We start from the raw sequence: 23,644 nt of genomic DNA, 5'->3' as shown, positions 1-23,644 counted from the left end.
AATAGAACAAGAGTTGAATCAGCAGCAACTAGCGCTAAGGCAGTTGCGCCACTTCCCCTCCGTTGCGGCTTCCCAATGCGTGGTACGTCTGCAGATTAATCGTATCGGTCAGAAAGCGAACCGATCCGTCCGCCAGCGTAAAGTTCACGCCGCCGGGGTGACGACTGCGAGCCACATAAATTCCGCTTGAGCTTCCGTGGTTTCCGGTGCTGCTGGAGGTCATACAGCTGGGATATCTCCAGTTCGGCGGCGCCATCGTGTTGAACATTGCATACTCAAAGGTGCCTCGCGTCCACCGCAAAGCCGAGTAACTGCTATGGTTCGCTTTGTTGCTTTCGCAGGCGGCGCCTGCCGTGTCGAGTATGGTTTGCGTGATTGTCCCTAGCGATGTCGATTCGTCGGCACTCCACGAAAGCCCCCGCACCACGTCGGAAGAGAGTCGGTAAAAGGTATCATCCGCATCCCCGACGGTATGTTCGCCAACCATGATCGTGTTGGTCGTACCATCCGTGATCGCAGCAAAGTTATTCTCACTGCGAAAATTGAAAACGCCGGTCTGCTTCGATTCCGCGATGTTCCAGCCGATATTCGATCCCGCTGAAAGCGGATAGTTGCAGTTACCTTCTCGAGTCGGGTCGGGAAAGACGCCGTCAGACGGACAAACAAACCCCGATATCCGATTGTTCTGAACCAAGCCCTCCGAGTCGGTCACGTTCTCGTAGAAATTGTCCGTCGCCGTCTTGATTTGTTCGTACACGGCAGCCTGCTCGATGAACGGCAACAACTTCACATGAGGGCCGCAAGAAAAGCCGTCCGATGCGTCCGATGCCCCTCCTTTTTGGTTGTACCGCGGAAACGCCAGATAGGTGTCATGGTAGTTGTGCAATGCCAACCCCAGTTGCTTCTGGTTGTTAGTGCAAGACATCCGGCGAGCCGCTTCGCGGGCCATTTGCACCGCCGGAAGCAACAGTGCGATCAAGACGCCGATGATGGCGATCACCACCAGCAGTTCGACAAGCGTGAAACCTGGCAAGGATTTCGTGCGACGCATAAGAGACTCCGTATTGATATGAAAAGTGGAGGATAACTCGGCAGCAGTGAACTAAAGACAAATTGCATGCCAATCAGCAGATTTGAACTGTCACTTCATCACTTTCTAGTGATCCAGGATAGCTTCGCCAAGCGACAACAAGGCGATGGCTACCACTAAGACTAGCCCAAGGCATGATGACTCGTGATATCAATGCATATTGTAACTAAAAACAAAATTTCGTCCACCTAATTTTGTGAGTGGATCCAGGCCAAACATCCATCACTGCTCAATAAACAATTGAGATACTGCCCGATTCCTACGCAATGCCTGCCAGCGAGAGTCCTGTCAAGCGACATCGGTCGAATGGGGAAGTCCCCCACCCAAAGCACCAGACGAACTCCCAGAAACGTCCCGTCTTCCTAGTCCAGACGATCATGTGATCCTTGGCTATCAAAACCGAACGAGTGAGCCCTGCGATCGGTTCGGCTAGTTGAACGAGCCTCTCAATGCGGTGCTCGATGTGGGGATCTGTCAGCGATCCAATCGCCGCTCAGCTGGCTACGAAGCGTCAACGTCCAATGCCCGTCGCATCCCACGAATCTCTCGCTAAAATGGCGAGCATGTCGTCCCCCAGCGCCAATCCATCGCTCGAACGCCTTCGCACTCCCGTGCAGTTTCTGAAGGGAGTCGGACCGCAGCGCGCCGAGAAACTGGCGAAGCTCAACATTTTTACGGCGCTTGATCTCCTCTTTTTCTTCCCGCGTGACTATCAAGATGTCCGCGATGTCATTCCAATCGCGCAACTGGTCGAAGACGAACTGGCCAGCGTGATCGGCACGGTCGAAGAGATCTCACTGCGCAACACCGCCCCGGGACGATCGGTGCTGGGCGTTTTGATTCGCAGCGATGACCAATACCTACGCGCGATCTGGTTCAATCAGCCATTTTTGCGACGCCGTTTCAGTGAAGGTCGCCGCGTGTTGCTGTCAGGCAAACCGACCATCAATGGGCTCCGCTGGGAAATGGCCCATCCGATCGCTGAAGTGCTGGAAGATGAGCAGGAAGAAATCGGCGGTAAAATTCTCCCCGTCTACTCGTTGACCGAAGGAATTCGCCAAGGAGCGATGCGGCGACTGGTCCATCATGCGGTCGAAGATTATCGGAAAGAGATCGAGGAAGTGCTGCCGCAATCGTTTCTCGATGAACATGGTCTGATGCCGGTGCATGATGCGATCATGCAGATCCATGCTCCCGACGATCACGAGGCCCGAGCCGCGGCGCAGCGGCGGTTTATCTATCAAGAGCTGCTCGTCTTGCAACTGGCGCTCGCGGTGCGGCGATATCAATTGACGTCGAGCCGGCATTCGATGTCGATCCCAATCGATGGCCGCATCGACGAACGGATTCGCCGTCTGATCCCGTTTGAGCTGACCGAAGCGCAAAACCAGGCGGTCGCCGAAGTCGCGAAAGACCTGGCGCTCGACGTGCCGATGAATCGCCTGCTGCAGGGCGACGTCGGCTCAGGCAAGACGATTGTCGCCCTCTATGCGATGCTGGCCGCGGTCGCCGCTGGCGCTCAAGCGGCGCTGATGGCGCCGACCGAAGTCTTGGCCCGGCAGCATGTCCGTACCCTAGGCAAACTGCTGGCCAAAGCCCAAGTGAACGTTGGTCTGTTGACCGGCACGCTGACCGAAAAACAACGACGCGAACTGCTGGCCCAACTCGCCGCCGGCGACGTGCAACTGTTGGTCGGCACCCAAGCGATCATCGCCAGCGAAATCGAATTCCAGAAACTAGGACTGGTCGTCATCGACGAGCAGCACAAGTTTGGCGTCAAACAACGCGGGCTGTTGCGCGGCGCTGGTCTCGATCCGCATTATCTGGTGATGACCGCAACGCCGATTCCGCGCACGATCGCGATGTCGCTGTTTGGCGATCTCGACGTCTCTTCGATTCGGGAAGCTCCGCCTGGCCGACAACCGGTTCATACCTACATCGGAACCGAGGAAGAGCGAGAAAAATGGTGGAAGTTCTTTCGCAAGAAACTGCGTGAGGGGCGGCAGGGATACGTCGTCGCGCCCTTGGTCGACGAATCGTCCTCGGCCGACAGCGCCAGCGCCGAGCAATTGCTGGAAACCTTGTCCAACGGCGAGCTCGAAGAATTCCGGCTCGGCCTTTTGCATGGCCGCATGAGCGCCGAAGACAAAGAAGAAACAATGCGTAAGTTTCGCGATGGTGAGATTCAAACGCTCGTCTCCACTTCGGTCATCGAAGTGGGCGTCGACGTTCCTAACGCCGTCGTCATGACGATCGAAGGGGGCGAACGTTTTGGGTTGGCCCAGTTGCATCAACTGCGTGGTCGAATCAGTCGCGGCAGTCACGCTGGCTTCCTGTGCATCTTCGCCGATCCCAAGACGGATCATTCTCGCGAACGCCTGGAAGCGCTCGCCAAATCGAACGATGGCTTTGAACTGGCGGAACTCGACTTTCGTCTCCGCGGTCCCGGCGACCTGTTCGGTTTCAAACAACATGGGATGCCGCCGCTGCGGATCGCCGATCTTCAGCGCGACGGCGAGCTGCTCGAAAAAGCGAGAGCCGACGCGCGGTCGATTATCGCCGCCGATCCGGCGCTGGCCGACGCCAAATGGGAAAAACTGCGGCGTATGGTCTTCATTCGCTACGGAAAATCGTTAGAAATCGGCGATATCGCGTAATTCTCCCCCCCCGATTTTGCCCACTGAAGGTTTTCAAGGTAGGTTTCCACAAGTAGCCTGCCTTCTGGTCATTTTGGAGCCAACCGACCATGGACCTTTCGCTGCCCACTTTCTCGCTGCTGGTTTCGCTGATTGGGCTTTCCGCCGTCGCCGGAATCGTTGCGGTAGTATGCCCCACTTGTTTTCAACGTCTTGCAGGTATCGGCGGCAGTTGGGTAGATACCGATCGCTGGTGGGCGGTATTGGATCAACGCGTCGATATTGATCGATTCGTACTGCAACGACCGCGTCTGTTCGGATCAATCGTCATCGCAGCTTCGGCCTATCTTGGCTACTTACTCTATCTAAAATTTTAGTCGGCGGCCGAGTACTTCTGCACGAATTTGACTACGAGTTGGCAGCCTGGATCGACTGTGCCGCCGTGATCGAACCCACCCATTTCGTACAGTTCGACCTGTTTGTTTCCCAAGCCTTTCAACATGCGCCAGAGATAGGCGTTCTCTTCGTAGCGTCCTAGCATGTCAAGCTCGCGATCGCCGGTAACCAGAATCATCGGCGGTGCGTCTTGGCGCGCATGATACGCCGGAGCAAGATCATCGATGATCGCTTGGTTGTAACCCAAGCCTCGTTCACTGCGAATCGTAAAGTGGGTGAACGCGTGCCCGCTGAGGGGAGCAAGCCCGGCGATCTTGTTGGCGTCAATCTCATGCGCGGCCAACCAACGTTTATCGAGCCCGACGATGCTGGTGAGATATCCGCCAGCCGACGATCCGCTCACAAAGATCTTGTTCGGATCGCCGCCGAAACGCTGGATGTTCTTAAATGTCCACGCGATCGCCGCCGCCGCGTCTTCGATGTAGGCGGGCGCTTTCACTTTGGGGCTTAGTCGATAATTGACCGTCACCACGGCGAAGCCTTTGCTCTGCAGACCTTTGGGAACTGACTTGCGTCCTCCGGTCAATCCGCCGCCATGAAACCAGACGACCGTCGTAAAGTTCTTCGTATCGGCCGGGTAATAAACGTCAAGCTTACAACGTTCTTGCTCGTAGTCGGTGAGCGAGTCTCCCTCGCGATACGGAACATCGCTTTCGGTCTGGTACTTGGCCGCGACGGCGGACGTTTGCCAAGCGGATGAAAACAATAGAGCCAGCGCAAGGGAAGCGGCGTAACAGAATCGCATAAGATCAATCTTTCGGCAGGAGTTTTTACTTCGTAGCCCGTAGCGCAAGCTTTAAAGTTGCGTTACTTGACGAAAGAGAAGACAAAACCATGGTCGGAATCAATCCGAAAATCGTCACACTAGCCCGCAGCGCCAGCGAGGAAATTCGGTTGGCGATGCTAACACGGATTGAAGTGGCGAGCCGTTTTCCCTCGCTGGCGCAGCGGGCTAGTGTCCAATCGGTTCGAGAAATCGCACCGTTCAAAACTTGCGTTTCGGGCGACGAAGAATCGGACGACAGGGGATAGTCCCATTGTCGACTGCCGAGACGCGGCGTTCAAGTCTGCGCCGCGATACGATTTCTTGAGGGCGTCTAGCCGCCGACCGCGACTTGTTCGCCCACCGTCCAAGCTGATGGATTCGCGGCGTCTCGCTCTACGCGACGATAGAGCGTGTCTCGTTCGATCGGCTCGCGCCCCGTTTCGACGATCAGGCGACGAATGTCGTCGACCGACAACACCTCAGGCGTCGTCGCGCCGGCATCGTGATAGATCAGCTCGTGCCGAACCGTGCCGTCGAGATCATCGGCGCCGTAGGCCAGTGCGGTCTGGGCGGTCTCAATGCCGAGCATGATCCAGTAGGCCTTGATGTGGTCGAAATTATCGAGCATCAGACGCGAGATCGCCATCGTCCGCAGATCCATCACCACCGACGGCTTTTTCAGATTACGGAGTGCGGCCAGTTCGGTATTGTCAGGATGGAACGCCAACGGAATGAAAGTCTGGAATCCGCCGGTCTGATCTTGCAACTCACGCAAGCGAATCAGATGGTCGATCCGGTGAAACGCGTTTTCGATATGACCGTACAGCATGGTCGCGTTGGTGCGTATGCCCATCTTGTGCGCGGTGCTGTGAACCTCGAACCATTTGTTCGAATTCGCTTTGTGTTCGCAGATTTGATCGCGAACTTCACGATGGAAGATTTCGGCGCCGCCGCCGGGCATGCTGCCGAGGCCCGCATCGAGCAAATCGGTCAACACTTCTTCAACGGACTTCTTGGTCAGGAACTCAAACCAGTTGATCTCGACCGCCGTCCAACCCTTCAGATGCAACTTCGGAAAAGCGTCGTGCAGCACGCGAAGCACGTTGACGTACCACTCGTACTTTTTCTGATGATGCAAACCGCCGACAATGTGCATCTCGGTGCAGCCGTTGTCGACCGCTTCCTGACCGCGAGCGACAATTTGCTCGTCGCTCATCGCATAACCGCGGGGGTCGCGCAGGTCGGCCCGAAACGCGCAGAAATTGCATCGATAAACGCAGATGTTGGTCGCGTTCAGATGCGTGTTGATGTTGTAGTAAGCGAAATTGCCGTTCTTCCGCTCGCGAACCATATTAGCCAGCGCGGCGACATCATTCAGCGGCACGTCTTCTTGATAAAGGTAAACCCCTTCGTCCAACGTGAGCCGATCACCGTTTTCGACCTTTTTGGCAATCGTATCGAGCGAAATTCGGCCAGGTGCAGTCATGGGAGTCCAGCTTCCTACTTCAAATCCAGAATCAATAATTGATCAATAAATGGGGGCCAGAAAATGGGGTCAGGTCCCAATTTAGCAGCTAAATTGGGACCTGACCCCATTTTCTGGCCTGTCCCAATTTCTGTCCCCGCATCAGCTATTGTTAGAACCGCACTGCCGCAGCGAATGCAACCAATCCTTTATGTTCTAACGAACCGTCACTCCCCGCAAGGGGCGACCGCATGGTCGATCCCCGCTTTTGCGGCGTCGCAAATGCGGTCAATCTCGTCCAAAGTGATCGACAGCGGCGGCATGATCACAATCACATTTCCTAACGGACGCAGCCAGACGCCGTTTTGGGTAGCATGTCGACACGCCTGCCAACCACGCCGCTCGGTCCAGGGGTAAGACTCGCCGGTTTCCTTATCGGCAACTAGTTCCACTCCTGCGATCAGCCCGCATTGCCGCACCGAAGCGACGTGCGGATGATCGATCAGTTCGGCCAATCGCATTTCAAGATGCGCGATCTTCGCCGGCAACTGATCGAGGATTTTTTCTTTTTCAAAAATATCAAGCGTCGCCAGCGCCGCGGCGCACAACAGCGGATTACCGCTGAACGTGTGGCCATGGAAGAAGGTCTTCCGCTCAGCGTAGGTCCCGAGAAACGCGTTCCAAACTTCGGTGGTCGCCACCGTAACGCTCAGCGGCAGATATCCAGAGGTCAGGCCTTTGCCCAAACAGAGAAAGTCAGGCGTCACTTCTTCCTGCTGACAGGCGAACATCGTGCCGGTTCGTCCCATGCCAACCGCGATCTCGTCAAAGATCAGCAGCACGTCGTACTTGGTGGTCAGCTCACGCAGGCCGCGGAGATAGCCGGCCGGCTGCATCAACATGCCGGCCGCACCTTGCACCAGCGGCTCAATCACCAGCGCTGCGATCGTCTCGTGATGCTCCTTCAACACCGCTTCTAACTGATCGAGATAGTAGCGACACGCGGTATCCGAAGTGACGCCATCCGGCAGATGATCACGATCAGGCGAAGGCAAGCGATGGACCGAGAAGAGCAGGGGGCGGAACATGTCGTGAAACATCTCGACGCCGCCAACACTGACGGCCCCCAGCGTATCGCCGTGGTACGCTTCATGAAACGCGATGTAGCCGGTTTTGTTCGGCCGGGGATCGTCACGTTGCCGCCAATATTGAAACGCCATTTTCAGCGCTACTTCGACCGCCGACGAACCGTCGCACGCGTAGAAGACGTGATTCAACTCGCCTGGCGCCAGATCGACGATCCGTTTGGTCAACTCAATCGCCGGCACGCTGGAACAGCCAAGATTGGTGACGTGGGCCACTTTGTCTAACTGATCGCGAATCGCCTGATCGATCTTGGGATGGCGATGGCCGAAGGTGTTGCACCACAGACTGCTCACGCCGTCGAGGTAAGCGTTGCCGTCGATGTCGTACAACATGCAGCCTTCGCCGCGTTCAATAATCAGCGGCTCGTATTCGGCCATCTGCGTGAAAGAATGCCAATGGGCCGAACGGTCCCAGTCGCGCAGCTGCTGGTGAGTTAAATTCATCGAGAAACTTGGATTCGAAAGTCTATAGACGCGTCCGCAGGGCTGCATCGCTTGCAGCGACTCCACCCTGGGCTACTTTAGGACGACCCTTCGGGCCTAAGAAACGATCCAACCTACCAAGAAATCTCGACCTTCGCGCCGGGGCGAATCCCCAGAAACGCCGCCGCGCTTTCGCCGACGATGCAAAGCTCAAGAAAGCCGCTCTGCCCCAACACCGCGACATAGGTCATCTCGGGCTGTTGGTGATCGGCTGGATAGACCCCGAGCGTACGATGTTCATCACAAGTGATGGTCGTTTTCTCATCCCGCGGCGCATCGGCCAACTGGTCATGCGAAATATCGCTGATTAGATCGCCGGATTCCGAGATTGCGGTGATGCTGCCGACTAGTTTCGCCGCCACAGGTCGGGCCTCAGATGAAGGGAGATAGGATTTCACATGAAGAGCGTCAGCGGCGATTCTAGCCAGATTGCGCTAATTCGCCAAGCGTCTTGCCAACACCTAAAGTGAAGACCAGTCAACTCTTAACTTCAATTGTCACCCTCCATGCAAATGCCCCCCCCATCCAAGTGTTTGCGTTGCCGCCGACGATGGAGATCTCGAGCTGACCACTTGATCCCCACAGAGCGATCGGAGAACCTTCGCTCCGCTCACTATAGGTCAAAGCAAGCGGACCGACGTCGCGTCCCTCGATGTGGATTGATGTTATCACCTGATCCGCGAGGTCGCCTCTTGTGACGTTGGTCACCAGGTTGCCCAGTGAATCGGCGTAAAGCACCTGACCGTCAATTGTTCCGCCGCTGCGCGAAACGGCAGGCAAATCGAAACGCGTCATCGCTTCGAGCAAGGGGCCAACTTCGGCAAAATCTCCTCCGGCGGCCAAATAGGCGCCGACCGGTCCCATCACATCCCGCCCATGAAAGGTCGCCGAGACGGCGCCACGCCACAGTTGGGGATTAGATACTTCGCGAAGCTGCGTAGCTGCGAGCGAGCCGGCCACCACCGTTATCAGCCCATTGTCGGGTAACACAAAGATTTGACCGGCGATCTCGGCCGCGATGATTTTTCGCTGACTGCCGACGCCGGGATCGACCACGCCCACATGAACCGTACCATGCGGAAAGCTGCGATAGGTCCGCTCCAGCAGATACGCGCCTTGGCGAATGTTTTGCGGCGCGACGCTGTGGGTCAGATCAATGATCGTCGCGCGGCGAAAGACCGAGAGGATCGCTCCCTTCATTTCGGCGACGTAGGGACTGTCGACGCCGAAATCGGTCAGCAGCGTGATAATCCCCGAAGCGGCCATCGCAGGCTTCTACATTTTGGCGGACATATCGATGCACATCTGACGGAATGTGCCGGGATCGATATTCGGATTTTTCTTTTTCGCCTGACCGATCAAAGCGCCAACCGCTTTGTGCGTTCCCTCTTTGAGGTCAGCCAACACCTTGGGATTCGCTTCCAGTAACTCACGACAAAGGTTTTCGAGTTCCGAGTCGTCGACCTTCTCGATTCCCATTTCCTTCATCACCTCGGACGCCGACTTGCCCGAGTCGAGCATCTCGGCGAAGACATCCTTGGCCCGCGTGCCGTCAATCTCTTTGCCGGCGACCGCTTTGACCAGTTCGGCCAATCGCTCGGTCGAAATCGGAAATGCGTCGATCTCAAGCGAACGCTCTTTCAGCACGCGCAACACTTCCTGCTGCACCCAGTTGCTGGCCAACTTACCATCGCCAGAAAGCTTGGCGAGGGTCTCGTAATAGTTGACCGTGGTCTGCCCTTGGTTCACGATCACGTCGGCGTCGTAGGCCGGAATCTTGTACTGCTCTTCCAGACGATCGCGAATCTGACGCGGCAGTTCGCCGAGCTGCGCTTTTACCGCGGCGATCTCTTCGTCGGTCGTGGTGACCGGCGCCAGATCAGGCTCGGGGAAGTAGCGATAATCGCTTGATTCTTCTTTGTGCCGTTGACCGCGTGTGATTTGAGCCTGATCGTCCCAACCGCGGGTCTGTTTCGGCACGTCGCCGATTTTTTGCTTCGTCTCGAGCCAGATTTCGTACTGACGCTGCGCTTCGTATGCGATCGCGCGCTCGACGGCGCGGAAGCTGTTCATGTTTTTGATCTCGACGATCGGCGTCGCAACTTTGCCTTCCGGCGTTTGCAGATGCAGATTGACGTTGGCGTCGACGCGCAAGCTGCCTTCTTGCATGTTGCAGTCCGAAACGCCGAGATATTCGAGGATCAACTTCAGCTCGGTCAGATAAGCTTTCGCTTCCAGCGGCGAACGCATGTCCGGCTCGCTGACGATCTCTAGCAGCGGCGTACCGGTGCGGTTCAGGTCGATGCGGCTATCGGCTTTGCCGGCCGCTTCATCGTGCATGCTTTTGCCGGCGTCTTCTTCCAAGTGAGCGCGAATGATGCGAACCTTGCGCGGCTCGAACTGCTGCTTCGGATCGGTGATCAGCAGAAAGCCGTCTTGCGACATCGGCAAGTCGTACTGGCTGATCTGATACCCCTTCGGCAAGTCGGGATAGTAATAATTCTTGCGATCCCACTTCGTGAAGTTGGGGATCTGCAAGTTGAGCGCACACGCGGTCTTCATCCCCAACTGAAATGCGGTGCGATTCATCACCGGCAGCGAACCAGGCATCGCCAAGCAAACCGGGCAGGTCTGCGTGTTCGGCGGCGCGCCGTACTGCGTGCTGCAGCGGCAGAACAGTTTGGTCTGCGTCGCAAGCTGGACGTGGACTTCGAGCCCGATGACAATCTCGTAAGGCGACTCGCTCATGACAGTTCCGGTCTCCGCTCGTGCCAGTCGGTCGCAGTTTGAAACATATGGGCCGCTTGCAGCAAACGCTCTTCGGCCAGCGGCGGACCTTGCAGTTGCAGGCCGATCGGCAGGCCCGACTTGGAGAAGCCGCACGGAATCGAAATTCCGCCGATCCCCGCCAGATTGGCGGTCACAGTGTACAAGTCGCCCAGATACATCGACAACGGATCGTCGGTCTTGGTCCCAGCGGCGAACGACGGCGTTGGCGCCGTCGGGCCGATGACCAGATCGACGTTCTTAAACGCCGCGTCGTAGTCTTGGCGAATCAAGCGACGAACCTTCAGCGCCTTCAAATAGTAGGCGTCGTAGTAGCCGGCGCTGAGCGTGTAAGTCCCCAGCATGATGCGGCGTTTGACTTCCGGCCCAAAGCCCTCGGCTCGGCTTTGGCGATACATGCGGACGAGCGACGTATCAAGTTTCGCCAGGCCGGCTTCGTCACCGGCCGCTTCGAGCGCCGCTCGTTCTTGGGCGAGTTGCTCAAGCATCGCCGCTTCGTCGGTTCGATGCCCATAGTGAGCCCCATCAAAGCGAGCCAGGTTACTCGACGCTTCACTCGGAGCGATGATGTAATAGACGGCGATGCCGTACTTGCTGTGGGGAAGCGAGACGTCGCTCACCGTCGCGCCGAGCGATTTGTAAACGTGGATCGCTTCGCGGGTCGCTTGTTCGACTTCGCTGTCAAGCCCTTCGCCAAAATGTTCTTTCACCACGCCCAGCCGCAAACCCTTCAGCGGCTGTTTGACCGACTGCGAGTAGGCAGGCGTTTTCACATTGGCCGAGGTCGAATCGTGCGGGTCATAGCCGGCGATCGCTTCTAGCAAGATCGCGGCGTCTTCGGCCGTGCGGGCCATCGGACCAATCTGGTCAAGACTGCTGGCGAACGCGATCAGACCGAAGCGGCTGACTACGCCGTAGGTTGGTTTCAACCCGACCACGCCGCAGAACGAAGCGGGCTGGCGAATCGAACCGCCGGTATCGGTGCCGATCGAAAGGGGCGCCATCGAAGCGGCCAAACAAGCGGCCGCGCCGCCGCTCGATCCGCCGGGCACGCACTTCAAATCCCACGGATTACGGGTCACGCCGAGCGCCGAATTTTCGGTCGAGCCCCCCATCGCGAACTCGTCCATGTTCGTCTTGCCGATCAACACGGCGTCGGCCGCTTTCAGCTTGGCGATCACGGTCGCGTCATACGGAGGAACAAAGTTCTCCAGCATCTTCGACGCACAGGTAGTCGTTTCTCCTTGGGTGCACAGAAGATCTTTGATCGCGACCGGAACCCCGGCTAGACGACCCAGTTTTTCTCCTTTTTTGCGCCGCGCGTCGACGCTTTCGGCTTGCTCCAAAGCGGAGTCGCGCATGACCTTCAGAAAGGCGCCAACTTGTTTGTCGGCGGCGTCGATCTGGGCTAGGCAGGCCTTGGTCAATTCGACCGAGGTAATCTCGCCCGACTCAAGCTGCGTCAGCAGTTGTGCGGCGGAGGCGTGGATCAAAGACATCAGTTCCCCGGAGTCCGCAAGTTCGGTGATGGAGCGTCAAGAAACAGTGCTCACACGATACCGCTGCAGCGCGATGTCGCCAAGCGTATGACGATGGGCGAAACTATTCGCCCAACACGGCCGGGACGCGAAAACATTCGTCGTCCCGTTTGGGAGCGTTCGCCAGCGCCTCGTCGCGAGAGAGGGAAGGCGCACGTTCATCGGCGGCGAACACGTTAAACTGTTCGACCGCATGGGCCATCGGCTCGACGCCGGTCGTGTCGAGCTCATTCAGTTGCTCGACATAGCCGACGATATCACTCATCTGCCCGGTCATCGTCGTCAGCTCTTCCTCCGTGAGGAGCAGCCGCGCCAATAGCGACACCTTTTTGACGTCGTCTTGAGAAAGGCTCATCGCAAATCTCCAGCGTCCGAGCTTCAGGGAAATAACCGAACCTACTTCGCCGCTTTTTCTTCGGACGGCAGCTTGAACGGTTTGTGGCGAACGACCTTTTTCACACGACCGCTGCGGATGCACTGGGTGCATACCTGCATCGATTTGTGCTCGCCGCTCGGTTTCACCGCTTTCACGATCTGTAAGTTCGGCTTGAACTTACGGCGCGTGATGCCGGTGATTTTCGTACCAACACCACCCAGGTATTTGGCTTTACCACGGAGGGTCACTTGGTTGCCGACCTGCGGACCCTTACCGCAGATTTCACATGTCTTGGCCATAGCCGTTTCATCCTGACTACATAGATCTTGTACTGGCGCGGAAACCGCCAATATAGCAATTAGGGCGTAGACAGCAACCGGCGAACGCGATCTGCGTGCAGGAAAAAGGGGACAGAAAATGGGGTCAGGTCCCCATTTCGCAGCGGAATGGGGACCTGACCCCATTTTCTGCGGCCATCCACTTACCTGGCTTTTCTGCTGTCATGCGCGCAAAACGGGTCATCGCGGCAGACTATACGCCGCTAATGCCGCATTAACGAAATCAATGGAAATTAATTTTCCGCAGCACTTATTTTCCACCTTGCGAGTCGTCGATGAGCCAAGTAGCCTGACACAACTATGACGCCCAGCCACGCTGACCAACTTTGGATGACTTCTGCACGGTTCTCTCCGCCGTAGCAAAGCTGGTTCGCGTCTCGATCCTCTCCCGGCAGTGCTCCAGATCCGATCCGGATGGCCGAAAGTCGACGGACTTTTTTGCCTGGCTCGATTCTGCCTTCCTTTGCCCCACAACCCATAAAACAATACCGATGCTTCATTTTTTCCAATCGCAGCAACAAAACTTCAAAAACGACATCCTCTCGGGGCTGACCGTCGCACTGGCGCTCGTGCCAGAAGCGGTTGCGTTCGCCTTTGTCGCTGGGGTCTCACCGGTGATCGGGCTTTATTCGGCCTTCTTTCTGGGTCTATTGACCGCGATCTTCGGTGGTCGGCCGGGGATGATCTCGGGAGCAACCGGCGCGATGGCGGTGATCGTCGTTTCGCTGGTCGCGCTGCATGGGATCGAATATCTCTTTCCCGCCGTCATTTTGTGCGGAATTCTGCAGATCACTTTCGGGCTGACGCGCTTGGGCGTGTTAATCCGAATGGTGCCGCATTCGGTCATGCTTGGTTTTGTGAACGGCCTGGCGATCGTGATCTTTATGGCTCAGTTTGGCAGCTTTCAAACGATCAATGACATCGGCGTCATGACTTACCTGCGCGGCCCGGTCCTCTGGATCATGCTGGCGCTGACCGCCGTCACCATGGCGATCATCTGGCTGCTGCCGAAGTTCACCCGGGCCATTCCGTCCTCGCTGGCCGCATTGTTGGTGGTGACCATCGCTTCGGTGGTGCTCAATCAAACGCTCGACACGTCGCTGGCGGCGAAAAATCAAGATCATGTCGTGATGACGGTCGGCGACATGCTGGTGACCAACGCCAAATCAAAAGCGGCCGACGCCGCTCGCGGTGGAGAACCGACCGACGGGCATGGACCGGCGGTCGTCGCCGACGGCACCGAACTAACGCCGGAAGTCGCCGCGGCGATCGCGAGCGTCACGCCAGAAACGACCGGCCTTTCAGGCGGCCTGCCGCGGCTCTTCTTTTTAGAATACGTGTTGCCGCCGCTCAGCTTGGCGACCCTCTGGATCATCTTGCCTTATTCGTTGGTTTTGGCGGCGGTCGGATTGATCGAATCGTTGATGACGCTCTCGCTGGTCGACGAAATCACCGAGACGCAGGGAAGCGGCAATCGCGAGTGCGTAGGGCAGGGGATCGCCAACGTCGTCTGCGGCCTGTTCGGCGGCATGGGAGGTTGTGCGATGATCGGACAGTCGCTCATCAACGTGAACTCGGGCGGTCGCGGACGTTTATCGGGGATCACAGCGGCGGTTTGTCTGCTGGCGTTCGTGCTGTTTTTGGCGCCTTGGATCGAGATGATCCCGATGGCCGCGCTCGTGGGCGTGATGTTCATGGTCGTCATCGGCACGTTCGAGTGGGCGTCGATCCAAACGTTCGGCAAAGTGCCGATCAGCGATTATTTCGTGATGCTGGTCGTCGCCGGCTACACAGCCGTGATGCACGATCTGGCGACGGCGGTGATCTTGGGCGTGATCGTCTCGGCGCTTGTTTTCGCCTGGCAACACTCTAAGAACATCGGCGCCGACATCAAGTTCAACGAGTTGGGCGGCAAAGTCTACCAGTTGCATGGACCGCTCTTCTTCGCTTCGGTCAGCAGCTTCAAAAAGCTGTTCGATCCCGAGAACGATCCAGACGATGTCGTGATCGACTTCTACTACACGCGAGTCTACGACCAATCGGGGCTGGAAGCGATCACCGGCCTAACCGAAAAGTACGAGCAACTCGGCAAGCATCTCGTGCTGACCCATTTGAGCCCCGAGTGCCGCAAGATGCTCGACCGAGCCCACGCGATCGTCACGGTCAACCACGCCGAAGAACCGCAATACCACGTGACGACCGAACGGATCTTAAAGATCGAAAAGTCGAAAGAAGACGTGGCGACGTAAGACTTGGGTGGTCCGGCCAGTCTATTCAAGACTGGTTGGGTTGCGTCAGCAACAAGATGACTCATCATGCGGTTGCGAAGCGCGTTAAACATTGCCACCGCCGTAATGGTTAGAAGTAGAGCATGAGCTTGCGATCGGAATTTGAAATCGAGACTGGATGGCGCAGCATCTTGTTCCAAAAACAATCCGAAGATGCAAACTAGAGGCTCGTCAGATCCGCTGGAAGCGTATCTGGGGTAATGACATTGATTGCCGGATAGCGCTGAAAATCTCTAGGGTTGAGCGTCAGCAAATGCGAAATCCCATGACGTAGCATTGCCGCCACCAGTCGGGCGTCATGAGCGTTCTTTCCCAGCACCTGATGCGTACTGACTAGTTGTCGCCATTGCTCGAAGATCGCCCTCTCGTCACGCTGTAGATCAAAAAAATCGGAGAGGCGTTCTAGCTCTTGAGCCGCCTGTTCAGCAGAGAGTCCTAAGCCGTTTTGGGCAGCGGGCCGAGTCGCCACAACCCAGTATTCGTAAATCACCTGAGGGACAATGCAGGCGCCGACATCCGAATTAAATATCCGTGTTACCGCATCGACAGACGCCGTAAATTGAGGCGACCCCGGTTGCGACGCCCGAACGAGAATGCTGGTATCGACAAGAATTCTCACGCCGCCAAGCCTTAATAGATGCTCTCGCGACTATCGTCGACGAAATGACTTACCGGAGAATGGCTCTCAGCCCAGACGCGAAATTGATCTGCTTGATCCTCGCGATGCAGAGCGTCCGCTGACCGCGACGATGCTTTCTGCTCGATCGTCAACAGCTCAAGTGCGTGCCGCAGCGCGTCTTCAGGACTAGCGAACGCCCCACTTGCGACGGCATCTTGCAGAATCGTCTCGTATTGGCTCGGAATATTCAGCGACATACTCAGCAATCCTATCGGAAGCAACAACTCCTTAAGCATTGTCACAAATAACAAGAAAAGTCAACGGAACGAATGCATGAGATACGGCAGAAATACTAGAAACGACAAGAAATCGTGCGCCACGACTTTGTGAGCCGGCGTCTGCTGCGCTCCCAATCGACGCGGCGCTGGAAAGAAATGCCCCATGGCGCTTCGCAAGCGCATGACAAGTCCTCTTGTTGCAGGCGACCCCCAAAACGAGTCTGAGATCGCTTGGCCGCGGCCGCGCCCTATCTCGATGGTTTGCCGCAGCGTCTATTTCTTCGCAGAGGTCAATGCAAAGTCAAATTGCCCTTCCTCGTCCGCTTTCACGTCGACTCGCAATTTGCCTTGCTGGGCGAACTTCACCGGCGCCGTGGTCGCGGTGGTTTGCCCAGTGCAGGGGTCTGTATAAGTTTCGCCGGTCTCTTTCCAGTATTGGATGGTGACGTCGTAGGCGCCGGCTTTTAAGCCTTTTTCAGAGGGGATGGAATACCTTCCCTGCTGGTCAACGACGGCACCCGACGAGTTGCCGAGACTGCCGGCGACGGCCTGGAAGCTAATGATTGCCCCCGCAGCCGGCGCTCCGTCCATGGTCACTTCACCGCCGACGGCGTGCAAATCGCTCTGGCTGCCGCAACCGCTCGCAAGTGCAATGCCGATAAAGGTCAAAACGACGAACGGGATTGCCGTGCGTTGGAAATCTAGCATGATGTCTCCAACTCTTCCTAAGGGACCGACTCGAAGACTTCATTGCCGCTGGGAGTGCCCATCGCCTTCCAGGTCGTCAGCGAAATCGTGTCCGGCACGAATCGCACGCTGCCATCACAATTCGCGGTGATGACGCCTCCGGGATGATAACCCCGCGCGGTGTTCACCACCATATTTTGCGCCGTCAGCACTTCCGCACAGGGAGCCTTGGCGACGGGGCCGCCGATCGAATCGCAGCGATTGGTCCGCTGCAGATCCGGCGTCGAGTCGTTCGGAACATAGGCCTGCATGAAAACGGGGCCCTCGTCATTCCACCATGTTCCACGCGGACAACAAACGGCGCCGGGAATAATCTCCGCCAACATCAACGTGTTGGTCGTACCGTCCTTGATATGACGCAACGGGCTGCCGTAGTCTTTCGCAAATACGCCGCGAACATGATTCGCATGTTCCAGTTGAGCCGAGTTGGCGTGCGCCGGATCGTTTTGCCCAAAATTGCCGGCAATCGACGAACGAGAAAAACCTTTCGACGTCGCCCAAGTTCCACAGGCGTTACCCTCGCTCCAACTTACGGTGACCGTCGGATCGGAAGGACACTGCAAGGCCGAATACTGAGCAGTCAGCAGAGGAATGTAGCTCGCCAAAGGAGAACCGGCCGCGTTCTTGTCCCATTGAATGACGTCGGCGCCTGCAGACTGCTCTAGGTAAGGGAGCAGACGCGCCGTCCATGTCCATTCAAACCTGTCATACCCCGGCGGGAACTGCGAAAAGGTGTCGTGGTACATGTGGACCGCCAGAGCGGCCTGTTTGAAGTTGTTGGAACATTGCATCCGTCTTGCCGCCTCTCTGGCCTGCTGAACCGCCGGTAAGAGCAATGCGATAAGAACCCCGATGATTGCAATTACCACTAGCAATTCCACCAGCGTAAAGCCGGCGGAAATTATGCGGCGTTTCGCCATGCTCGACTCCTCAGTGAATAGATGACTGCAGCGTTGATGAGAAAAAAAATGCGTAATTCACAAAGCGGAAGGATACGAACCTGAGCCGACGGAGAACGTGGACCATCCCAAGGCGGCTAGCGCCTCTTCGGATCGATTACAAAATTTAGCTCCGTTTCTAAATCCGTCCCGACATTTACCCTTTCCTTGTATCCGACGATCAGCGGTTCGCCATTCGGCAAGAAGTCAGGGTTTACGTTCTTCATGGAATAGGCGTCGATCGTGACGATCATCGCCCCCGCTATTACTCCACGCCCGCTGGCAGTCGTGTCATACACGCCGTCACGTATCTCCGCAAAACCGGCCGCTCCTGAATTTCCGGCGGAAGTATCCGGCGTAAATTGGATCACTCCAACCGGCACCGGATCCCCCTTAAAGGTAACTCGACCAGTAACGCGATTCAGCGAAGAGGCCTCTCGACCGCACCCCAATCCCATGACCGCCGTCGTCAAAACAGCACAAACGAATGCTCCTCTCAGAAGAGAAGGGGAATCCTGAAATATCGACATCGTGGCGCCTCAATACTAGTTTGCTTTCACGTAAGTAAACATGCAGGTACGCCCGGCATGTTTCGCAGAACATTGCGGCAAACTAAGGAAGTGCGACCACTTCTTGGCCATTGCGGCTCGCTAGACCTAAGTAAATACTCATATCTATTGTCTCGGGCAAAAACCGAACGCTTCCATCCGCAACGGCAAAATTAGCGCCGCCAGGATGATGGCTCCCAAATGCACCGACGTTGTTGAATCCTGAATAGACGTCGCTGGTGCTTTGAAAACCGATGTTGATCGGCCACTTGACGCTCTTGTAGGTAAACGCCCCCATGCCGGTCGTGCCGCCGTAGTCGACCATCCCCAGCGTGTATTCACGATACGCCGTATAGTCGTTCCAGCAGATCTCGCCAAAGGCGAGCGTGCTGGAAGTTCCATCGGTAATTCCAGAAAATCCAATGGGATTGTTCGCATCATTCATCGCGAGCGTGAACAGCCCTTGCGTGGCGATTTCGCCTGGGACCTCATCGCGATACTTATAATCGACCCCTGGATTCGCCAAATTCTCGCCGATGGGGCCGAGAATTCCGTAGTAATGCGGCGTGTAATAGGGCTTTCGACTCGCGACGGCACCTGAGTACGTGGCGACCGAACCGCTAGGACAGCGAATGCCCTCCATCGGCGCCTGCAACAGCAGCGCTAAATTGTCTGTCGAATTCCAGTTTTCATTCTGACGATACGCGTCGTAAAAGGCGGTCTGCTCCAAAAACGGGGCAAGTCGCGTCCACAGACTGATGCCTGTGCTAGTCGCCGCGCCGTAGGCCGCGGACGGAAATTTTCGGTGGGTATCTGCGTAGTTGTGCAGTGCGAGCGTGGTCTGCTTGAGCTGATTCGTACATTGCATCCGACGCGCCGCCTCTCGGGCTTGCTGAACCGCCGGCAAGAGGAGCGCAATCAACACGCCGATAATAGCGATCACCACCAGTAGCTCGACCAGCGTAAAGCCATGTCTATGTCGTAATGGGTCTTTGAGCATCACGGTCTCCGTATTTAGATTAGAAAGATGAAATGAAGATGGAAAAGAAATACATAAAACGTGTATTTATCGTGCAAAAAATGGATATGGATTCCGCCGGCAACGCAATCAGGCGTCAGCTGGCGGTTGAAGGCAATTTGAAACCGGCTCGATAGGTTCCACTCAACAGTTGATTCGCCGCGGGGCTCCCCACAAACTCTTCGGCCTGTCCGTCAAAGTGAAGCGTAGGACCAAGTCGATAGGAGGCGCTCGACAAATCGACTCCGGCGACGTTGACCAAGTGCCGCTTCATGCTGTCAAAAGATTCGTCGGCCAACGGATTGTCAATCAATTCGGTAGGTTGCTTGCCGAAGGGAACCTCTTCGCCCAGGCGATACGAGATGTTGCCCAAGTGCGCCAACACCGCCGTCTGGTGACCATCCAAGACGTCGCTGTTGAGGTTCTCACTTTTTCGGCTGCGCACACAATCAATGAAATTCTGAAAATGCGCGCGAGCGTAATTCTCGGGCAACCCATCCGCAGGCGCATCGGCAATCACTTCGCCGGCTTGCTTCCCCTGGGGAAAGAACTTGCCGCCGCGAATCACGCCTTGGTCGGTATAGAATTCGATCGCCATCCTGATCGGACTGTCGTAGTCGAGACCCCGTTGTTGGCAAATCAATTTTGTTTCGCCGAAATCGTAGGCCGTCAATTGCGTGTTGGGGGTTTGGCCTTGGTCTTTATAACCGTAGCGACCGCCCATACTGACGACGCTTTGCGGCGTCGCGTCTTCCGGCATCGCCCAGCGGGCCATCTCAAATTCGTGCGAACCGAGATTGCCGACTTCGCCGTTGCCGTAGTCCCAGATCCAGTGCCATTGATAGTGAACGAGATTCGTCCGGTACGGATGCAACGGAGCTGGTCCTACCCAAAGATCGTAGTCGAGTTCGCGCGGCGGTTTCACCGGAGTCGTGGTCCCGATACTCTTGCGAGGCCGGAAAATTTCAATATTGGCGGTCTGCAGTTTGCCATACTTGCCGCCGCGAATGTCGGCCGTGTAGGCGCGCCACTTGGGATCGGAGCGCCACTGCGTGCCATGCTGGACGATGCGGTCATATTTCTGAGCCGCTTCGACCATCCGCCGGCCTTCGACCACATTGTGACTGCAGGGCTTTTCGACATAGACGTCTTTGCCTGCCTGGCAAGCCCAGATCGTCATCAAAGCGTGCCAATGATTGGGGGTGACAATTGAGACGACGTCTAACGACGGGTCTTCCAACGCTTTGCGGACATCTTGTACGCATGTCGGCTTTTTTCCCGTCTGTTGCTCGACTGTGGCGCTTCGCGGCTTGAAGAGCCGGCTATCGGGATCGACCAGATAGGCGATCTCCACATTCTTCATTCCGCCAAAGACACCCATGTGGACCTGCCCACGGCCGTTGATGCCGGCGATCGCGACGCGCACGCGCTCGTTAGCGCCAATGACTTGGCCCGACGACTTCGTGCCGGAGATCGTGAACGAAGCGGCGATGGTGCTGGCCGCGATGTGCTGCAGTGCTTTTCGGCGATTAGGTCGATACATGGTGAATTTTCTATTGCGGTCGCTTCTTGTTTCCCACGGAAAATACGTGGAGTTCGCTAGTAAAGCCGATCTCTCCCGAGGGCTCTAAGACGGCTTAGATAAATCAGGCGTTACCTCAATCAGGTACGGGTTCAGCGCCTCAAATCGTTTCTCGACTTCGGCAATCTTCTCTTCATTCATTTTGAATTCAGAAACAATCGGCGAAGTGGGAGTGGAGCGGCCGGGTCCATAATTGCGAGAAACCAAGTTCTTGAAGACGCCCCGTTTTTTCCAAATGTACAAGTTGGCGTCGCGCAGGCCGCCCGGTTTCACTTTGACCATGGCCAGGAACTTGCCGAAGACGTCTTTCAGCGTTTCTGGATCTTCGCCGCTTTGCTGTAATTCCCAGATGCGGGTTAGCACGTCGGCATACGCCGCACGTTCGGTGATCACCCCTTCGGAGCCGAGTCGTGATTCTTCGACCCAATGCGTTCCTCCGCGTGCACTGAAGACGCGGCGTACCGGCGGCCGCGCTGCAAGCGAAGTTTTCATCCGGCCTAGCACGTCGCCGGCTTCCTCTTTTATGTATCCAAAGTGCGGGAACTCTTCCGCCAATTCGATCATCAGCTTCGGCGAAGGGAGCGGCCCTTTGTAAGCGACGCCGCCGGTCGTTTGCAGGATCACCGGACGAGTCGCTACCGCGGCCAAAGCGCGCCAATATTGGCGAAGATCTTCTTCCGTCTTCCCCGAGTCAGGCGGACGCGAGATAATCGCCGCCGGCGCCAATTTTTCGGCATGCTCGGCAAACTCCAGCATCTCTTCCGTATCGTTCCCCTGAACGCCTAGACAAAGGGCCGTCGATAGCCCGCGTGTCGCCTCGGCGAGGACCTCCATCCCTTTTCGTTTTTCGTCGGTGGTCAATAGATCGATGCTGTCGCCAGACTGGGGCCAAATCATGCCGGGCGTCCCCGCCCAAGCGACGAACTTGGCTTCTTTCGCTAAGACGTCGTAATCGACCTGCCCATCTTCGGTGAATGGTGTCGACAAAATCGGAAACGGGCCACGGATCTTGGGATCTGCGGCAGTTGCACTCGAATTCGCATCTGCCCCATGGACGTCCCCTGACAGGACCGATCCGGCAACGACGCCCGACACGCCAGCCGCGGCGGCTTTCAATACGGCTCTACGGGTGATGGATTTCTTACTCGCCATGGGGCTCCTCAATCGATCGAACATTATTTTGCATATTGCATATTACAGTAAGCCTGGCAAACCCGATGAACAAGTCCAAGCTTGGGAAAATTGCTGAAAATCAGCCATTCACCCTCTCTAGGGGAGACAATCCATGCCTAGTCTATGGTTCTTGTCACATCCCAACGCGCGTTGGAACCAGCTAGCAAATAGGTCCAGCGGAAAGATTCCACCAGATTTGCTCCGCAGCGAGGAACCTGACTCGCCGGTTGGTAAGAGTTGAACTCTAGTTGGCCGCTTGTGAATTACCAGCCAGATACTACCCGTTAAGCCCGCATTAACAGAGAAAAATCGCCCAAGACAAGCTTCGAGCGCTTTTCAGCAAGCTGAACAAAGAGTCCCCTGTCGTCTAGCTTCTCCCCCAAAATCAGCCGCACGGCTGATGTCGATGCGTGCCGCGCAGCACCCTCTTCACTTTCAATCGCTGGAAAATCAAAATGGGTCAGCTAGCAGGAAACCGCTCTAGCCTACGTTGGTTTCCGTAAATCGCTCGGCAATATAGTCATCCAACCAGGTATCCAGATGAATCCCTAGCGCCTGCTGCGAAGCTTCGGGATCCTCGGATAGCAGCGCGTTGACGATCGCCAGATGCTCCAGGTTTTCTTCCGTTCTGACGTAACGCTCGGAGGTTTGGAGCACGATGTAATAGGCGTCGCTCAATGCTTTGTAAATCGTCGAATAGCGTGTGATCTCTTCCTTCAAACGTCGATTCTGGCAATAGAACGCGATCGTCGCATGCAGACGCGCATCGATCTCGCGCGTCGCTTTACTGGAGGCCATGCTCGGGGGCGCCGCGATCACTTGCATCAGGTCTTGTTGCAACGATTCAAGCTGCTCACGGGGAATGTTCCCACAAGCACAACGGATCGCTTCGCGTTCCAAAATTTTTCGGACATGGCACAACTCACGCGCCTCTTGGGGACCAAACTCGCGGACTCGAACCCCTTTGTGCGGCAGGACATCCACCATTCCCAAAGATTCCAGTTCCATCAATGCTTCCCGAACCGGGGTTCGACTCACGCCGAATTGCTCCGCCAACGGCTGAACTGTTAGCTTCTCACCCGGTTGAAAGTGATGCGCAAAGATGGCGATCGCCAATCGTTGACTAACCTGCGATCGAAGCCCCCCTCGCTGGAGCGGCTTCGTAAGATCACTGACGGACGTCGGCAGGACGGCCTGCATTTCATCTACGGTTTTCATGTTGGATATTATATGCAATCTGCCGTCGTTTTTTTTCAGCCAATCCAAGATTTTATCCTCTTTGCCTACCGAGGGAAGAAATCCGCCCCCAAAACCAGCAAATACATCACAAGTCTTCCGCTCTTCCGCATTACTCAGGCTGCATCCCAACTAGT

22 protein-coding genes are annotated in these 23,644 nt (G+C 56.4%); 3 read left to right on the top strand and 19 right to left on the bottom strand.

Going from position 1 to position 23,644, the window contains the following annotated elements:
• Positions 1–34: 34 nt before the first annotated feature.
• Entirely contained in the window at positions 35–1,051 is a 1,017-nt protein-coding gene (locus tag M4951_RS09560; protein ID WP_262026258.1) for a DUF1559 domain-containing protein, read from the bottom strand.
• Between the two features lie 560 nt (positions 1,052–1,611).
• Here M4951_RS09560 and recG point away from each other — a divergent pair.
• Both recG and M4951_RS09550 read left to right on the top strand, forming a co-directional pair.
• On the top strand, positions 1,612–3,747 hold the full coding sequence (recG, locus tag M4951_RS09555) for an ATP-dependent DNA helicase RecG (RefSeq protein WP_262026257.1): 2,136 nt from the start codon (positions 1,612–1,614) through the stop codon (positions 3,745–3,747).
• 89 nt (positions 3,748–3,836) lie between these two features.
• Positions 3,837–4,103 carry a hypothetical protein gene (locus M4951_RS09550; protein WP_262026256.1) on the top strand — a complete coding sequence of 89 codons (267 nt, stop codon included), beginning with the start codon at positions 3,837–3,839 and terminating at the stop codon, positions 4,101–4,103.
• Here the strand turns inward: M4951_RS09550 and M4951_RS09545 are convergent.
• The 9 genes from M4951_RS09545 to rpmB form a co-directional block, all read right to left on the bottom strand.
• The gene (locus M4951_RS09545; RefSeq protein ID WP_262026255.1) at positions 4,100–4,927 is read right to left on the bottom strand and encodes an alpha/beta hydrolase; all 828 of its coding nucleotides are present in this window, start codon (positions 4,925–4,927) and stop codon (positions 4,100–4,102) included. The genes M4951_RS09550 and M4951_RS09545 overlap by 4 nt on opposite strands.
• A gap of 352 nt (positions 4,928–5,279) precedes the next feature.
• Positions 5,280–6,434, bottom strand: coding sequence for an aminofutalosine synthase MqnE (gene mqnE / locus M4951_RS09540; RefSeq protein ID WP_262026254.1), 1,155 nt, complete (start codon positions 6,432–6,434; stop codon positions 5,280–5,282).
• Positions 6,435–6,640: 206 nt separating this feature from the next.
• Positions 6,641–8,002 (bottom strand): adenosylmethionine--8-amino-7-oxononanoate transaminase, encoded by a 1,362-nt coding sequence (gene bioA / locus M4951_RS09535; RefSeq protein ID WP_262026253.1) that lies wholly within the window; start codon positions 8,000–8,002, stop codon positions 6,641–6,643.
• 113 nt (positions 8,003–8,115) lie between these two features.
• Positions 8,116–8,403, bottom strand: coding sequence for an SAM-dependent chlorinase/fluorinase (locus M4951_RS09530; RefSeq protein ID WP_262026252.1), 288 nt, complete (start codon positions 8,401–8,403; stop codon positions 8,116–8,118).
• Positions 8,404–8,518: 115 nt separating this feature from the next.
• Positions 8,519–9,307, bottom strand: coding sequence for an S-adenosyl-l-methionine hydroxide adenosyltransferase family protein (locus M4951_RS09525; RefSeq protein ID WP_262026251.1), 789 nt, complete (start codon positions 9,305–9,307; stop codon positions 8,519–8,521).
• A 9-nt stretch (positions 9,308–9,316) separates the two neighbouring features.
• Positions 9,317–10,789 carry an Asp-tRNA(Asn)/Glu-tRNA(Gln) amidotransferase subunit GatB gene (gene gatB / locus M4951_RS09520; RefSeq protein WP_262026250.1) on the bottom strand — a complete coding sequence of 491 codons (1,473 nt, stop codon included), beginning with the start codon at positions 10,787–10,789 and terminating at the stop codon, positions 9,317–9,319.
• Positions 10,786–12,327: an Asp-tRNA(Asn)/Glu-tRNA(Gln) amidotransferase subunit GatA gene (gene gatA / locus M4951_RS09515; protein WP_262026249.1), complete on the bottom strand. Its 1,542-nt coding sequence runs from the start codon at positions 12,325–12,327 to the stop codon at positions 10,786–10,788. Before gatA ends, gatB begins: the two co-directional genes overlap by 4 nt.
• A gap of 103 nt (positions 12,328–12,430) precedes the next feature.
• Positions 12,431–12,721 carry an Asp-tRNA(Asn)/Glu-tRNA(Gln) amidotransferase subunit GatC gene (gene gatC, locus M4951_RS09510; protein ID WP_262026248.1) on the bottom strand — a complete coding sequence of 97 codons (291 nt, stop codon included), beginning with the start codon at positions 12,719–12,721 and terminating at the stop codon, positions 12,431–12,433.
• A gap of 41 nt (positions 12,722–12,762) precedes the next feature.
• Positions 12,763–13,041 (bottom strand): 50S ribosomal protein L28, encoded by a 279-nt coding sequence (gene rpmB, locus M4951_RS09505; RefSeq protein WP_002652394.1) that lies wholly within the window; start codon positions 13,039–13,041, stop codon positions 12,763–12,765.
• Positions 13,042–13,571: 530 nt separating this feature from the next.
• Between rpmB and M4951_RS09500 the strand changes: the two genes are divergently transcribed.
• Complete coding sequence (locus M4951_RS09500) at positions 13,572–15,329, top strand: SulP family inorganic anion transporter (protein ID WP_262026247.1); 1,758 nt, start codon at positions 13,572–13,574, stop codon at positions 15,327–15,329.
• 199 nt (positions 15,330–15,528) lie between these two features.
• On the opposite strand, the gene M4951_RS09495 is transcribed toward M4951_RS09500, so the two are convergent.
• The 9 genes from M4951_RS09495 to M4951_RS09455 form a co-directional block, all read right to left on the bottom strand.
• Entirely contained in the window at positions 15,529–15,987 is a 459-nt protein-coding gene (locus tag M4951_RS09495; RefSeq protein WP_262026246.1) for a type II toxin-antitoxin system VapC family toxin, read from the bottom strand.
• 11 nt (positions 15,988–15,998) lie between these two features.
• Positions 15,999–16,244 (bottom strand): hypothetical protein, encoded by a 246-nt coding sequence (locus M4951_RS09490; protein WP_262026245.1) that lies wholly within the window; start codon positions 16,242–16,244, stop codon positions 15,999–16,001.
• A gap of 294 nt (positions 16,245–16,538) precedes the next feature.
• Positions 16,539–16,973 (bottom strand): carboxypeptidase-like regulatory domain-containing protein, encoded by a 435-nt coding sequence (locus M4951_RS09485; RefSeq protein ID WP_262026244.1) that lies wholly within the window; start codon positions 16,971–16,973, stop codon positions 16,539–16,541.
• A gap of 17 nt (positions 16,974–16,990) precedes the next feature.
• Positions 16,991–17,932 carry a DUF1559 domain-containing protein gene (locus tag M4951_RS09480; protein ID WP_262026243.1) on the bottom strand — a complete coding sequence of 314 codons (942 nt, stop codon included), beginning with the start codon at positions 17,930–17,932 and terminating at the stop codon, positions 16,991–16,993.
• A 116-nt stretch (positions 17,933–18,048) separates the two neighbouring features.
• On the bottom strand, positions 18,049–18,480 hold the full coding sequence (locus M4951_RS09475) for a hypothetical protein (RefSeq protein ID WP_262026242.1): 432 nt from the start codon (positions 18,478–18,480) through the stop codon (positions 18,049–18,051).
• 82 nt (positions 18,481–18,562) lie between these two features.
• Positions 18,563–19,498, bottom strand: coding sequence for a DUF1559 domain-containing protein (locus M4951_RS09470; protein ID WP_262026241.1), 936 nt, complete (start codon positions 19,496–19,498; stop codon positions 18,563–18,565).
• A 115-nt stretch (positions 19,499–19,613) separates the two neighbouring features.
• Positions 19,614–21,059 (bottom strand): Gfo/Idh/MocA family protein, encoded by a 1,446-nt coding sequence (locus tag M4951_RS09465; protein WP_262026240.1) that lies wholly within the window; start codon positions 21,057–21,059, stop codon positions 19,614–19,616.
• Between the two features lie 84 nt (positions 21,060–21,143).
• The gene (locus tag M4951_RS09460; RefSeq protein WP_262026239.1) at positions 21,144–22,250 is read right to left on the bottom strand and encodes a dihydrodipicolinate synthase family protein; all 1,107 of its coding nucleotides are present in this window, start codon (positions 22,248–22,250) and stop codon (positions 21,144–21,146) included.
• 501 nt (positions 22,251–22,751) lie between these two features.
• A complete protein-coding gene (locus M4951_RS09455) occupies positions 22,752–23,489 on the bottom strand; it encodes a GntR family transcriptional regulator (protein ID WP_262026238.1) in 738 nt (245 codons plus the stop codon).
• Between the last annotated feature and the right edge of the window lie 155 nt (positions 23,490–23,644).

Source organism: Blastopirellula sp. J2-11 (genome assembly GCF_024584705.1).
In the GTDB taxonomy this organism is placed as follows: domain Bacteria; phylum Planctomycetota; class Planctomycetia; order Pirellulales; family Pirellulaceae; genus Blastopirellula.
The sequence above is the reverse complement of the archived record's forward strand: the minus strand, read 5'-3'. Positions and strand labels throughout refer to the sequence as shown.